This window comes from Bradyrhizobium sp. IC3123, from assembly GCF_020193625.1.
Classification (GTDB): domain Bacteria; phylum Pseudomonadota; class Alphaproteobacteria; order Rhizobiales; family Xanthobacteraceae; genus Bradyrhizobium; species Bradyrhizobium yuanmingense.
Window position 1 is genome coordinate 147,247 of record NZ_JADYVF010000007.1, and the last position, 13,434, is coordinate 160,680.

Below are 13,434 nucleotides of genomic sequence, written 5' to 3' on the forward strand. Positions count from 1 at the left end.
ACCCGAAGGGCCGCGTCAGCGCAAAGTGTGAAGCGGTTTTCCCTCGCGACAAACGCGGAAGGCGTTTGCGCGGAGATCATGCTCAAATAAGCCGCGCCTACGACGCCTTGCGATGCGGGGCCGAGCTGCGTCCTGACTTGCCCTTCAGCTTCTTCAAAAGCGGCTCGAGCAGCGAGCGCTTCGGCTTCTTCACCTCGCCGCGGCCGGCGAGGCGGTTCGCCATATTCTGGAACAGAACGGTGGTGCGGTGGGTCCTGGAGACCTCCGCGATCATCTGGCCGTTATTGGCCGCGGTCGAGAACAGTTTCGAATCGAACGGGATCACCGCGATCGGCTGGCTCTCCATGGTCTTGGCGAAGGCCTTGACCTCGATCTCCGCACGCTTGTGCATGCCGACCTGGTTGAGGCAGTACAGCGGCGGCCGGTCGTTCGGTCGCGCCGCCTTCAGCACGCTCAGCATGTTCTTGGTGTTGCGTAGATTGGCGAGATCGGGCTCGGCCACGATCACGATGTCGTCGGCGTTCACCAGCGCGCGCCGGGTCCAGCCGGACCATTGATGGGGCACGTCGAGCACGATGCAGGGCGTCGTCATGCGCAGCGTGTCGAACACGGCATCGAAGGCTTCAGCACCGAAATCGTAGACGCGGTCGAGCGTGGCGGGCGCCGCCAGGAGGCTGAGGCGATCGGTGCATTTGGCGAGCAGGCGCTCCATCAGCGCCGTGTCCGGCCGGTCCTGCGACAGCACCGCGTTGGCGATGCCCTGCACCGGATCCTGGTTGTAGTCGAGGCCCGCGGTGCCGAAGGCGAGGTCGAGATCGATCACGACGGAATCGAGCGAGAGATCGCGGGCGATGGTCCAGGCCAGATTATGCGCGACGGTGGACGCGCCGACGCCGCCTTTGGCGCCGACCACGGCGATGACGCGGCCGGTGATGATGGCTTCCGAGGCCGAGAACAGGCTGCAGATCGAGCGGACCACGTCGATGGTTTCGACCGGGCCGACCACGTAGTCGTTGACGCCGCGGCGCACCAGCTCGCGATAGGGCGCGGTGTCGCTGGGGCTACCGATCACGACCACGCGTGTGCCGGGATCGCAGACGCCGGCGAGGTCGTCCAGTCCTTCGAGGATGTCGCGCGTGCCGTCGGACTCGATGACGATCACGTTCGGCGTCGGCATCGATTCATAGGCTTCGATCGCCGCGGCGAGGCCGCCATCCTTGGCGCTGAGATGGGCCTTGGCGAGCCGGCGGTCCTGGCCAGCCGCGGTCACCGCCTTGAGCGTCTGCTCGGTCTCGCAGAAGGCTTGCACCGAAATGCGAGGAACCGGGGCGATGTGTTCCTCGGGATGCTGCGGATCGTCCGCGTCTTCGTCGTGGATGCCTGTCATTTGGCGGTATCGCTGAGTTTGGCCTTGTCGGATTCGGGATAGGTGGTCGTCGTCGTCGTGCCCTTGCGATAGCGATCGAACGCGATCTCGCGCCGTGCGGTATAGGCGGGCGTCTCGGCGCGCGGTTGCTCGAGGTCAGCCGGGTTGTCGATCATCGCGGCGAGATTGCGCTGGCTGGCGCAGCCCAGATTGAAATAGGGGCGGTTCTCGGTGTAGCCGGGGTTGAGGATGTTGGGGCCGACGTCTTCGGGCCAAAGCCCGCAGGGGCCGGCGACCGCGGTGATCTTGGAATAGCTCAGGCGGATGGTGGGCAGCAGCCCGGGATCATCGGGGCGATAGGGCCGCCGGACGATGGCGCGCGACGGCACGCCGCCGGACATGAGCACCGAGCGGATCTCCTGATAGGTTGCGGCGGCCGCGCGCGAATTGGCGGTGTCGACCGGCACATCGACGGCGACCGAGCCGGTGCCTTCGCGCATCCAGTCCCGCGCGATGCCCGCGACGTCCGAATGCTGCGCAGCCGAGAGGCCGCCCCTGCTATTGCCGACGAAGATCACGATCGACTTCTTGCCTTCCTGCACCGCAATCGGATGGCGCTGGCGATAATCGGTCGGCACCGTCTGGGTGACGATCTCGGTAGTGTTGCAGGCGCCGAGCATGACGGAGAGGCCCGTCAGTGCCAGTGCGAACCGCAAATTGCGCCGTCGATCGGCTGATGTTGTCGTCATCCCCTGATCCCTCCTGCCCCTGCCTTGCCCGGTCCCCGAACCGTTCGTCTCAGTCGATAATGAAGCCGAAATCGCCCGGCGTGCCGGCGACCGGATCGACACGGCTCGCGATGCCATAGAGGCGGTTGACCCGGCCGAGCAGCGCCCTCTGTGCGTCCGAGGCCGGCGCGAAGCCGTCGTCGGGCCGCGACAATTCCTTCTGGGCAACCGCGCGCACCACGTAAGGCGTCACGATCACCATCAGCTCGGTCTCGTTGTTGACGAAGTCCTGGCTGCGGAACAGCGCGCCGATGATCGGCACCTGGTCGACACCGGGCAGTCCGTTGATCGCCTGCTTGGTCTGCTGCTGGATCAGGCCGGCCATCGCCATCGAGCCGCCCGAGGGAATCTCCAGGGTCGTTTCGGCGCGGCGGGTCTGGATCGATGGAATGGTGATCGAGTTGGTCGAGGACCCGGTCACGGCCTGCGTCAACGTGATCGAGTTGGTGTTCGACAGCTCCGAGACCTCGGTCATCACGCGCAGGCTGATGCGGCCTTCGCTGAGCACGACCGGGGTGAAGTTCAGCGAGATGCCGAACTTCTTGTAGGTGACCTGGGTGGTACAGACGTGAGTGACCGGATCGCAGGCGTAGCCTCCGGGAATCGGGAATTCGCCGCCGGCGATGAAAGTGGCGGATTCGCCCGAGATCGCGGTCAGACTCGGTTCGGCCAGGGTCCGCATGACGCCGGCGCTTTCCATTGCCCGCATCGTGGCGTTGACGGTGGCGACGCCCTTGGCGAGGCCGGTGACGCCGAGCCCATTACTGCTGACGATCGGTCCGCCAGAGACCGAGAATGGGTTGGAATTGTTGAAATTCACCACCGCCGTGCCGGCATTCAGGCTGGCGCTGAGATCGACGCCGAGCTGCTTGACGATGTCGCGGCGGACTTCGCCGACCACGACCTTGAGCATGACCTGGTCGCGGCCGCGCACGACGATGTTGTTGACGACCTTGTCCGCGCCGCCGACCAGCTTTGCGGCAACGTCGCCGGCCTGCTGGGCCTCGACCGGGCTCGACACCGAGCCGGTCAGCATCACGCTGTCGCCGACGCCCTCGATCTGGACGCCCGGCAGCGACTGGCGCAGCGCTGCTCGCATGCCGTTGAGGTCGCGCTTCACCGCGATGTCATAGGAGGCGACCTGCTGGCCGTCGGCGGCGAAGAACACGACGTTGGTCTGGCCGACCTGGCCGCCGATGATATAGGCGCGCTGGGCCGAGCGGATCACCGCATTGGCGATCTTGGGATCGGCCACCAGCACGTCCTTGACCTCGCGCGGCAGGTCGATGACGACGGACTTGCCGATGCCGAGCGACAGAAAGCGCGACCGCGCCGGTGCGATAGTCCCAACCGACGACAAGCCGAGATCCGACGCCTGCATCGGCGCCTGGTCGCCGACCGGCGCCTCCGCAGCACTGAGGACGCCGGAAGCCGCGAGCAGCCCCAGCACCAACATCGTCCCCGCCAGGACCGAGCGCGCGCGCTTCCCCCGAATGCGCAAGCCCGTCCGATCACCCCCGTAGTTCATGCTGTCCCCATCACTTCTGTGACGTCAGTTGCCGTGCCTGGACGCCGTAACGGATTACGTTCACGCCGCCCGGGCGTTTGATCGCCTGGTCCTCGGGCGTGCCGTCGACTGCGTTGGCATCGACGATGCTGCGCAGCGCGAGTGTCAGAGTGCCGCCCTGGCGTGCGGCCGAAAGCGTGGCGATCTGGTCGGGCCGCAGCTCGAGCGTGACGGTCTTGCCGACGACCGCGTTCTGGCCCTCCTTTTCCTTCGGGGCCTGGTCGATCGCGAGCACGCGGATGTTGGTGAGAATGACCTCGGACAGGATGAGGTCGTTGCCGCCGGTCGGGCCGTTGGTGTTGCCGCCGTCCGGATTCTTCAGCCGGCGGGTCAGGACGATGTCGACGCGGTCATTCGGCAGGATGAAGCCGCCGGCGCCGGTTTCGGCCGAAATCTCGGTGGAGACGGCGCGCATCCCGGACGGCAGGATCGCGGCCATGAAGCCGGAGCCTTCGGCCTTGACCAGCTTCTGCTCGCGGATCGGCTCGCCCTGCATCAACGGCACGCGCGCGATCGAGCCCGCGATCTGGGTCGGTGCCTCGGGCCTGCTGTCGCGGCGGATGAAGGCGCTGCTGGCGGTTGCCGCGGGCCAGGCCTGCCATTGCAGATCCTCGGGCTTGACGGCCTGGCCGAGCTGGATGTCGTTCTTGGCGATGAGGACCTCGACCGTCGGCAGCTTCTCGGCGACGGGCAGGACGGCCGCGGGCGGATTCTGATAGCCGCTCGCCAGATATGCAGCGACGCCGCCGGCGCCGAGAGCGATGACGAGAACGACAATGCGTGCGGTATTCATACGCTTCTACTCTTACGCGGGGCACTCGAACCGCACCTGGCGTGTTCCCCCGCATCGATGAGTAGGCAGCAAAAGTATAAGGGGTGTTGCGAGGCCGAACGCGATCGCCGGCCGCGACGCTGGTTTTCGGCAGATGGTGAACGCGGCGTTATTGGATTGGCCAACGGCCCCGTAGTTTCACGTAAGGCGGCGCGTGCAGTTCACACGACGCGCGCGCCGTCATGGTGAATACGTCGTTAGCGCGCGATGTGGCCGCGAGCATCGTCCGTAGCCCGGATGGAGCGCAAGCGTAAGCCGGGGCTGGTGCGAGCGGGGAGCGTCCCGGATTTCGCTAACGCGCCATCCGGGCTGCGCGCAGAGCTCTACTTCTTCCGCTTCGCTTCGATCACGTCCCAGATCTTCGCCGCGACGTCAGGACCGCCGAGTCGTGCGATGGCGCGGATGCCGGTCGGCGAGGTCACGTTGATCTCGGTGAGATTGCCGTTGATGACGTCGATGCCGACGAACAACAGGCCGCGCTCGCGCAGCGCCGGGCCGACGGTGGCGCAGATCTCGCGCTCGCGCGGGGTGAGCTCGGTCTCCTGCGCCGCGCCGCCGCGCACCATGTTGGAGCGGAGGTCGTCGGCGGCCGGCACGCGGTTCACCGCGCCGGCGAACTCGCCGTCGACCAGGATGATGCGCTTGTCGCCGTGCTTCACCTCGGGGATGAATTGCTGGATCACCCAGGGCTCCCGGAACGTCACCGAGAACATGTCGAACAGCGAGCCGAAATTCATGTCCTGCGGCATCACGCGGAACACCGCCGCGCCGCCATGGCCGTGCAGCGGCTTCATGACGACCGCGCCGTACTTGTCGCGGAACGCGTTGATCTCATCCAGGTCGCGCGAGATCAGCGTCGGCGGCATCAGTTGCGGAAAATTCATCACGAACAGCTTTTCCGGCGCGTTGCGCACCGAGGCGGGATCGTTGACGACCAGCGTCTTCGGATGGATGCGCTCCAGGAAATGCGTCGAGGTGATGTAGGCGAGGTCGAACGGCGGATCCTGGCGCAGCAGCACCACGTCGAACCCGTTCAGCGCCTCGCGCCTGGGCTCGCCGAGGGTGAAATGGTCGCCGGGCTCGTCGCGCACCGTCAGGAGCTGAACCGGCGCGACCAGCTCCTCGCCGACCATCGAGAGCTTGTCGGGCGTGTAATAGGACAGGCCATGGCCGCGCTTCTGCGCCTCCAAGAGCAGCGCGAAGGTGGAATCGCCCTTGATGTTGATGCGGGCGATGGGGTCCATCTGGACGGCGACGTTCAGTTTCATGGGCTGCCTTTCAGGTCGAGGCGTCGAATGCCGCCAAGAGATGGCGCGGAAGCGAGCGCGGCGCAATCAGCATGGCGTCGAATCGCAATTCGAATTCGGCATGCTCGGGATGCGCTGCGAGCCAGCCTTGGGCGGCGTCGATGATGCGCTGCTGCTGGCGCGGCGTCACGGCGAATGCGGCCTCGTCCAGCGTGGCGCGGGCCTTAACCTCGACGAAGGCGATCAGATTGCGGCGCCGCGCCACGATATCGATCTCGCCATGCGGCGTGCGGTAACGTTTGGCGAGAATGCGGTAGCCCTTGGCCATGAGGTAGGCGGCGGCACGGCTCTCAGCGGAAATACCGGTCTGGAACGCTGCGACGCGCTCGGGCGACGCGACCTTCGGTTCCGCAGGAATCTCAGTCTTCGTCATCGCTACCCCGCGAATCCTTTGCGAGCGCGAGCGCGCGAGCATAGACCTCGCGGCGCGGCCGGCCCGACAACGCGACCGCGTGCGCCACGGCATCCTTCACGCTGTGCGCGGCAAGCTGCTGGCGCAACAGACTATCGAGCGCGTCCGATGTCAGAACCTCGGCGTCGGCCGCGGGCGGAGCGATCACCAGCACGAATTCGCCGCGTGTCTCCAGCGTTGCAGCCTCGCGCGCCAGATCGCTCAGCGTTGCGCGCGAAATCTCCTCATGCAGCTTGGTCAGCTCGCGGCAGATCGCGGCCTCGCGCGGTCCCATGATCTCGGCGAGATCGGCCAGCGTATCCTGCACGCGGTTGCCTGACTCGAATATCACCAGCGTCGCGTCGATGCGGGCGAGCTCGGTGAGACGGCTGCGCCGCGCGGCTGATTTCGCCGGCAAGAAGCCTTCGAAGAAAAAGCGGTCGGTCGGCAGGGCGGCGACCGACAGCGCGGCCAGCACCGAGGACGGGCCGGGCAGCGCATACACCGCATGGCCGGCGGCGCAGACCTCGCGCACCAGCTTGAAGCCGGGATCGGAGATCAGCGGCGTGCCGGCGTCCGACACCAGCGCGACCGAGCCGCCTTGCCCGAGGGCTTCGAGGATTTTGGGACGCGCGGCCTCCGCATTGTGCTCGTGATATGGCTTGAGCTGGGCCGTGATCGCATAGCGCTCGGTCAGGCGGCGCGTGATGCGGGTGTCCTCACAGGCGATGACGTCGACGCCGGCGAGCGTCTGCAGCGCCCGCAGGGTGATGTCGCCGAGATTGCCGATCGGGGTCGCGACCAGATGGAGGCCCGGCGCGGCCTTCGGCGCCGCGAGCCGATGGGCATCGATGGAGAAACCGCGCGAGGCGGCGTCTTGAGCTTCAGGCGTATTTATCGGGGCCGGCTTTGCGCGCATAATGGAGCCAACTTAGGCACGATCGCTAAGGCTGGGAACCGGCTCGCCGAAAAAGATCGTGCCCAAAGATCGTATCCGGGTGAGGGGCGAGGAACGGACGGGAATGTGATCGGTCGAGATCGCGCCGGAAGGCAGGAGGGGCCCTCGCGCCATATTCGCGACGGAAACGCCGCCTTGATGAGTGAATGAGTGACGGCGAAGAGTAGCCGGGACGGGATTGCGGCCGCGTTAAGCGGTTGTTATCCTTTTGTTTTGGTTAACTATTTGCCGACACACTGCCTGAATCCGCGGCCCCCCGTCGCGGAAAGCAATGTCGTGATCAGCCGGCGACGGCGGGTCGGAAGAGAAGCTGCCATGGTCGGCCCGCGTCATCCAAAGTCTCACCTTCCGGGATCCCCATCGCCAGGGGCGACCCGGCGGACTGCGCTCGGCCTGTTGCTCGGCGCGCCCGTGCTGTCGGCCTGCGCCGGCGTGCAGCAAAGCCTCAGCCAGTTCTCCAACCCGTTCTCGAGCTCCGCGCCGCCGGCCCAGCCGGCAGGACCGCAGCAGCAGGCGACGACCGCCGGCACCGGCGGCGTGAAGGTCGGCCTGATCCTGCCGCTCTCGGCTGCCGGTAACGCCGGGCTCGCCGCGCAATCGATGCGCAACGCCGCCGAGATGGCGCTGGCCGAGTTCCAGAACCCGAACATCCAGCTCCTGATCAAGGACGACAATGGCAGCCCGCAAGGCGCGCAGGCCGGCGCGCAGCAGGCGGTCGACGAGGGTGCCGAGATCATCCTCGGGCCGCTGTTCGCGCAATCGGTGCCGGCGGTGGCGCAGGTCGCGCGCACGCGCGGCATTTCCGTCATCGCCTTCTCGACCGATTCCAGCATCGCCGGACGCGGCGTCTATCTGCTCTCGTTCCTGCCGGAGTCCGACGTCAACCGCATCGTCGAATATTCCGCCGGCATCGGAAAGCGCTCCGTCGCGGTGCTGGTGCCCGACAACGCCTATGGCAATGTCGTCGAGGCCGCGGTGAAGGCGGCGGTGCCGCGGCGCGGCGGGCGCATCGTTGCGTTCGAGAAATACGGTGCCGATCGCGCCACGCCCGCGCGCACCGTGGCGCAGCAGCTCGGCAGTGCGGACGCGCTATTCATTGCCGATGACGGCGATGCCGTCGTGTCAGTGGCGGATGCGATGACGGCCGCGGGCGCGAACCTGCGCAACATCCAGCTGCTCGGCACCGGCCTGTGGGACAATCCGCGCGTCTATGCCAGCGCCGCGCTGCAGGGCGGCCTTTACGCCGCGCCCGATCCGGCCGGCTTCCGCGCCTTCTCCGGCCGCTACCGCACGAAGTACGGCGCGGAGCCGATCCGCACCGCGACCCTTTCCTATGACGCGGTCGCGCTCGTTGCCGCGCTGGCGCGCACGCAAGGCGGCCAGCGCTTCTCCTCCGACGTGCTCACCAATCCCTCCGGCTTTGCCGGCATCGACGGCCTGTTTCGCTTCCGTGCGGATGGCACGAATGAACGCGGGCTCGCCGTGATGAAGGTGACGCAAGGCGGCGGCGTTGCGGTGGCGGGCTCGCCGAAGAGCTTTGGGGCGTAATGGTTTCGTAGCCCGGATGGAGCGCAGCGTAATCCGGGTTCTGTCCACGCGGTGAGACCGTCCCGGATTGCGCTACGCTCCATCCGGGCTACGAGATCCGCTAAGCCGCGAGATCCGCGACCACGGCATCCAGCACCGGAAAACCGCTGCTGGTCACGCGCAACCGTCCCGTCGCATCCACGGTGATCGCGCCTTCCTCGCGCAAGAGCGCGATGCGGCGGGGGTCGAGCGGGCGGCCGGCGAGGGCCTTGTAGCGCTCGGGATCGATGCCTTCGGCGAGACGCAAACCCATCAGCAGGAATTCGTCGGCGCGCTCCTCGCTGTTGAGGAGCTCGTCGCTGACGACGCCGTCGCCGTTGGTCTCGACCCGCATCAGCCAGGCCTCGGGACGTTTCTCGGTGGCGGTGGCGTGCCTGATCCCGTCGATGTCGAGACGGCCATGTGCGCCCGGGCCGATGCCGGCATATTCCTCGCCGCGCCAGTACACCAGATTGTGCCGGCATTCGGCGCCGCGCCGCGCGTGATTGGAGATCTCGTAGGCGGGCAGCCCGAGCTTGTCGCAGGTCTCCTGCGTGACGTCGTAGAGCGCGCGGGCGACCGCTTCGTCCGGCGTCTTCAGCTTGCCGGCCTGGTGCAGGCCGAAGAAGGGCGTGCCTTCCTCGATCGTCAATTGATAGAGCGACAGATGCTCGGCCGCTTCATCGATGGCGTGCCGCAGCTCGCCCGCCCACATCGCCGGCGTCTGGTCGGGGCGGGCGTAGATCAGGTCGAACGAATAGCGGTCGAACGCGCGGCGCGCGATGGCGACGGCATCGAGCGCTTCGCGCGCGCTGTGCATGCGGCCGAGCGCTTTGAGCGAGGCGTCGTCGAGCGCCTGCACGCCCAGCGAGACGCGGTTGACGCCGGCGATGCGATAACCGGCAAAGCGCGTGGCTTCGACGCTGGTCGGGTTCGCTTCCAGCGTTACCTCGACGTCGCCTGCGACGGTCCAGTGCTTGCCGATCGCGTCTAACACCGCGCCGACGGTGGCGGGCTGCATCAGTGACGGCGTGCCGCCGCCGAGGAAGATCGAGGTGACCTCGCGGCCGGGCGCGCGCTCGGCGGTCGTTGCGATCTCACGCGCGAAGGCGGCGGCGAAGCGCGTCTCGTCGATCGCGGCATGGCGGACATGGCTGTTGAAGTCGCAATAGGGGCACTTCGACAGGCAGAACGGCCAGTGCACATAGACGCCAAACGCATCCTTGTTAGCGCGGCTCAAGGCAGATCTCCGCCAGTTTCCGAAAAGCGCGGGCGCGGTGCGACAGGCCGAGGCCAAGTGGCGGCAGGCCGTGCTTCTCGATGCTGGTCATCTCGCCGAAGGTGCGGCTGTGCCCGTCCGGCAGGAACATCGGGTCGTAGCCGAAGCCGGCCGTGCCGCGCGGTGGCCAGATCAGCGTGCCGTCGACGCGCGCCTCGACCTCCTCGCGATGATCGTCGGGCCAGGCCACGCAAAGCGCGGAGACGAAGTGGGCCTTGCGCTTGTCCGGCGTGGTGGCGCCGCGCTCCTGCAGCAGGCGCTCGATCTGCGCCATCGCCGCGTTGAAATCCTTGGTCGGGCCGGCCCAGCGCGCGCTGTAGATTCCCGGCGCGCCATCGAGCGCATCGACCACGATGCCGGAATCGTCGGCGAAGGAGGGCAGCTTGGTCGCCTGCGCTGCGGCGACCGCCTTGATCGCGGCGTTGCTGCGGAAATCGTTGCCGGTTTCCTCGGGCTCGTCTAGGCCGAGCTCGCCGGCCGACACCGCCTCGATCCCGTACGGCGCGAGCAGCTCCCTCATCTCGGCGAGCTTGCCGGGATTGTGGGTGGCGATGACGAGCTTGTCGGTGATTCGGCGGTGCATGGGCCTATTGACTACGCCACGGCCAGTTTCTGCAAGTCCACCAGGCGCGCAATGCCCTTCTGCGCCAGGGCGATCAGCTTCAGGAACTCGTCCTGCGTGAACGGCTCGCGTTCCGCGGTGCCCTGCACCTCGATGATGCGGCCATCGCCGGTCATGACGAAATTGGCGTCGGTCTCGGCTTCCGAATCCTCGGCATAGTCGAGATCGAGCACCGGCGTGCCGTTGTAGATGCCGCAGGAGATCGCGGCGACGTTGTCGCGCATCACGTTGGCCTTCACCATGTTGCGCGCCTTCATCCAGTTGAGGCAATCGGCAAGCGCGACCCAGGCGCCGGTGATCGAGGCCGTGCGCGTGCCGCCGTCGGCCTGGAGCACGTCGCAATCGACCGTGATCTGGCGCTCGCCAAGCGCTTCGAGATCGACGATGGTGCGAAGCGAGCGGCCGATCAGGCGCTGGATCTCGACGGTGCGGCCGCTCTGCTTGCCGGCGGAGGCCTCGCGGCGGGTGCGTTCGGAGGTCGCGCGCGGCAGCATGCCGTATTCGGCGGTGACCCAGCCGCGGCCCTGCCCCTTCAGCCACGGCGGCAGGCGATCCTCCAGTGTGGCGGTGACCAGCACATGGGTGTCGCCGAATTTAACGAGGCACGAGCCTTCCGCATATTTGACCACGCCGCGCTCCAGCGTCACGGGGCGCAATTCGTCGGGCGCACGGCGGCTTGGCCGCATGGGAAATCTCCAAAACTCACGGGAATAGGCTGTTCGCGGTGCTTGTAGGTGGGGCGGGGGTGGGCGGCAAGGGCTTATTCACCCCCTGACCGTCGGCCTGCAAACGCCACGCTTGTCAGACGCGGCCCGGATGGACAAATTATAAGGATCTGAGAGGAGTTACCGTCTGTGGCCCATCACGATCCGATCCATCTGATCGCGCCGCGCGCAGGCCTTGCCCAGCTCAACGAGCGTTCCCGCGACATCTTTCGTCAAATTGTCGAAAGCTATCTCGCGACCGGTGAGCCGGTCGGCTCGCGCAACATTTCCCGCCTGATTGCGATGCCGCTGTCGCCGGCATCTGTGCGCAACGTCATGGCCGATCTGGAACAGCTCGGCCTGATCTATGCCCCGCACACCTCCGCCGGCCGGCTGCCGACGGAACTGGGCCTGCGCTTCTTCGTCGATGCCCTGATGCAGGTCGGCGACCTCAACGAGGCCGAGCGGCAGGCGATCCAGAGCCAGCTCTCGTCCGTCGGCGAGGCGCAATCGGTCGAGGCGGCGCTGGACCAGGCCTTGATGCGGCTCTCCGGCCTGACCCGGGCCGCTGCCGTCGTGCTGACGCCGAAATCCAATGCGCGGCTGAAGCACATCGAATTCGTCCGCCTGGAACCGGAAAAAGCGCTGGTGATCCTGGTCGGCGAAGACGGCCAGGTTGAAAACCGCGTGTTGACGCTGCCGCCCGGAGTTCCCTCTTCGGCGCTGACAGAGGCCGGCAATTTCCTCAATGCGCGGATCCGCGGCCGGACTTTGGCCGAAGCGCGGCTCGAGCTCGAGACCGCACTCGGCGAGGCCCGTGCCGAGCTCGATCAGCTGACACAGAAAGTGATCTCGGCCGGCATTGCCAGCTGGTCCGGCGGCGAGAGCGAGGACCGTCAGCTCATCGTCCGCGGCCACGCCAATCTGCTCGAAGATCTGCACGCGCTGGAGGATCTGGAGCGGGTTCGCCTGTTGTTCGACGACCTCGAGACCAAGCGCGGCGTGATCGATCTGCTCGGCCGGGCCGAGACCGCCGAAGGCGTGCGCATCTTCATCGGCAGTGAGAACAAGCTGTTCTCGCTGTCGGGGTCCTCCACCATCATCTCGCCCTATCGGGATGCCGCCGGCCACATCGTCGGCGTTCTCGGCGTGATCGGCCCGACGCGGCTGAATTATGCCCGCGTGATCCCGACCGTGGACTACGCCGCCCGCATCGTCAGCCGCCTGTTGGGGGGCTGACCGGCCTTTCTGTCGATCACGGGCGCTTGATTTTCGCGGGCTTAAGCACGATATCCGGGCCAACATCCCTGAAACGAGTTCGAGATCAGAGCCGATGACCGAGCAAGACCGGCAACCCCAAGACACGACTGCAGCGACCGGCGAGCCCGTGGTGTCGAAACCCTACATCATGCCCGACGATCCCGAGCCGGGTTCGGTCGAAACCCTGCAAAAGGAAGCGGCTGAAGCGCGCGACCGCATGCTGCGGACGCTGGCCGAGATGGAGAATTTGCGCAAGCGCACCGCAAAGGAAGTCGCCGACGCCCGCCTCTACGGCATCACCGGCTTCGCGCGCGACGTGCTCGACATCGCCGACAATCTCCAGCGCGCACTCGATGCCGTTCCGGCGGAGGCGCGTGCTGCGGCCGATCCCGGCCTGGTCTCGTTGATCGAGGGCGTCGAGCTCACGGAGCGCGCGCTGCTCAACGCGCTGGAAAAACACGGCGTGAAGAAGCTGGATCCTCAGGGCCAGAAGTTCGACCCGAACTTCCACCAGGCAATGTACGAAGTGCCTGACGCGTCGGTGCCGTCGGGCACCGTGGTGCAGATCATGCAGGCCGGCTACACCATCGGTGACCGCGTGCTGCGCCCGGCGCTGGTCGGCGTCGCCAAGGGCGGCGCGAAGACTGCGCCCGCGGCGAACAACAACGAATCGAGCAGCGCGGCGAACTGAGTGTTGGCGTCATTCCGGGGCTCGACGAAGTCGAGAACCCGGAATCCATTGAACAGCAGAGACAACCGCACAATGGATTCTCAGGTGCGCAAATTGCGCACCA

13 protein-coding genes are annotated in these 13,434 nt (G+C 66.7%); 3 read left to right on the plus strand and 10 right to left on the minus strand.

Going from position 1 to position 13,434, the window contains the following annotated elements:
- Positions 1–97: 97 nt before the first annotated feature.
- The 7 genes from I6F20_RS23320 to rsmI form a co-directional block, all read right to left on the minus strand.
- A complete protein-coding gene (locus I6F20_RS23320) occupies positions 98–1,387 on the minus strand; it encodes a CpaE/TadZ family protein (protein ID WP_036003204.1) in 1,290 nt (429 codons plus the stop codon).
- The gene (locus tag I6F20_RS23325) at positions 1,384–2,115 is read right to left on the minus strand and encodes a CpaD family pilus assembly protein (protein WP_225127983.1); all 732 of its coding nucleotides are present in this window, start codon (positions 2,113–2,115) and stop codon (positions 1,384–1,386) included. The genes I6F20_RS23320 and I6F20_RS23325 overlap by 4 nt, the downstream gene beginning before the upstream one ends.
- Positions 2,116–2,164: 49 nt before the next feature.
- The gene (locus I6F20_RS23330; protein ID WP_225127984.1) at positions 2,165–3,682 is read right to left on the minus strand and encodes a type II and III secretion system protein family protein; all 1,518 of its coding nucleotides are present in this window, start codon (positions 3,680–3,682) and stop codon (positions 2,165–2,167) included.
- Between the two features lie 10 nt (positions 3,683–3,692).
- A complete protein-coding gene (gene cpaB, locus I6F20_RS23335; RefSeq protein WP_036024324.1) occupies positions 3,693–4,514 on the minus strand; it encodes a Flp pilus assembly protein CpaB in 822 nt (273 codons plus the stop codon).
- Positions 4,515–4,876: 362 nt separating this feature from the next.
- Positions 4,877–5,821 (minus strand): glutathione synthase, encoded by a 945-nt coding sequence (gene gshB, locus I6F20_RS23340; RefSeq protein ID WP_036024326.1) that lies wholly within the window; start codon positions 5,819–5,821, stop codon positions 4,877–4,879.
- A 10-nt stretch (positions 5,822–5,831) separates the two neighbouring features.
- Entirely contained in the window at positions 5,832–6,233 is a 402-nt protein-coding gene (locus tag I6F20_RS23345) for a YraN family protein (RefSeq protein WP_225127985.1), read from the minus strand.
- A complete protein-coding gene (rsmI, locus tag I6F20_RS23350) occupies positions 6,220–7,170 on the minus strand; it encodes a 16S rRNA (cytidine(1402)-2'-O)-methyltransferase (protein ID WP_225127986.1) in 951 nt (316 codons plus the stop codon). Before rsmI ends, I6F20_RS23345 begins: the two co-directional genes overlap by 14 nt.
- Positions 7,171–7,524: 354 nt before the next feature.
- On the opposite strand from rsmI, the gene I6F20_RS23355 reads away from it, so the two are divergent.
- Positions 7,525–8,757, plus strand: a complete 1,233-nt coding sequence (locus I6F20_RS23355) for a penicillin-binding protein activator (protein ID WP_051056860.1) — start codon at positions 7,525–7,527, stop codon at positions 8,755–8,757.
- Between the two features lie 100 nt (positions 8,758–8,857).
- Here the strand turns inward: I6F20_RS23355 and hemW are convergent, their stop codons facing one another.
- Genes hemW through rph form a run of 3 tightly spaced genes read right to left on the minus strand, consistent with a single transcriptional unit; the run spans position 8,858 to position 11,362 of the window.
- A complete protein-coding gene (hemW, locus tag I6F20_RS23360; protein ID WP_109141926.1) occupies positions 8,858–10,015 on the minus strand; it encodes a radical SAM family heme chaperone HemW in 1,158 nt (385 codons plus the stop codon).
- Entirely contained in the window at positions 10,002–10,637 is a 636-nt protein-coding gene (rdgB, locus tag I6F20_RS23365; RefSeq protein WP_225127987.1) for an RdgB/HAM1 family non-canonical purine NTP pyrophosphatase, read from the minus strand. Before rdgB ends, hemW begins: the two co-directional genes overlap by 14 nt.
- Before the next feature lie 11 nt (positions 10,638–10,648).
- Entirely contained in the window at positions 10,649–11,362 is a 714-nt protein-coding gene (gene rph / locus I6F20_RS23370) for a ribonuclease PH (protein ID WP_036024340.1), read from the minus strand.
- 168 nt (positions 11,363–11,530) lie between these two features.
- Between rph and hrcA the strand changes: the two genes are divergently transcribed.
- Both hrcA and grpE read left to right on the plus strand, forming a co-directional pair.
- Positions 11,531–12,619, plus strand: coding sequence for a heat-inducible transcriptional repressor HrcA (gene hrcA, locus I6F20_RS23375; RefSeq protein ID WP_036003234.1), 1,089 nt, complete (start codon positions 11,531–11,533; stop codon positions 12,617–12,619).
- Positions 12,620–12,713: 94 nt separating this feature from the next.
- Positions 12,714–13,331 (plus strand): nucleotide exchange factor GrpE, encoded by a 618-nt coding sequence (gene grpE, locus I6F20_RS23380; RefSeq protein WP_036003237.1) that lies wholly within the window; start codon positions 12,714–12,716, stop codon positions 13,329–13,331.
- Positions 13,332–13,434 lie beyond the last annotated feature (103 nt).

Coding starts and splice junctions, on each gene's coding strand:
- I6F20_RS23320 (WP_036003204.1), bottom strand. CDS start 1,387: ATGACAGGCATCCACGACGAAGACGCGGACGATCCGCAGCATCCCGAG.
- I6F20_RS23325 (WP_225127983.1), bottom strand. CDS start 2,115: ATGACGACAACATCAGCCGATCGACGGCGCAATTTGCGGTTCGCACTG.
- I6F20_RS23330 (WP_225127984.1), bottom strand. CDS start 3,682: ATGAACTACGGGGGTGATCGGACGGGCTTGCGCATTCGGGGGAAGCGC.
- cpaB (WP_036024324.1), bottom strand. CDS start 4,514: ATGAATACCGCACGCATTGTCGTTCTCGTCATCGCTCTCGGCGCCGGC.
- gshB (WP_036024326.1), bottom strand. CDS start 5,821: ATGAAACTGAACGTCGCCGTCCAGATGGACCCCATCGCCCGCATCAAC.
- I6F20_RS23345 (WP_225127985.1), bottom strand. CDS start 6,233: ATGACGAAGACTGAGATTCCTGCGGAACCGAAGGTCGCGTCGCCCGAG.
- rsmI (WP_225127986.1), bottom strand. CDS start 7,170: ATGCGCGCAAAGCCGGCCCCGATAAATACGCCTGAAGCTCAAGACGCC.
- I6F20_RS23355 (WP_051056860.1), top strand. CDS start 7,525: ATGGTCGGCCCGCGTCATCCAAAGTCTCACCTTCCGGGATCCCCATCG.
- rdgB (WP_225127987.1), bottom strand. CDS start 10,637: ATGCACCGCCGAATCACCGACAAGCTCGTCATCGCCACCCACAATCCC.
- rph (WP_036024340.1), bottom strand. CDS start 11,362: ATGCGGCCAAGCCGCCGTGCGCCCGACGAATTGCGCCCCGTGACGCTG.
- grpE (WP_036003237.1), top strand. CDS start 12,714: ATGACCGAGCAAGACCGGCAACCCCAAGACACGACTGCAGCGACCGGC.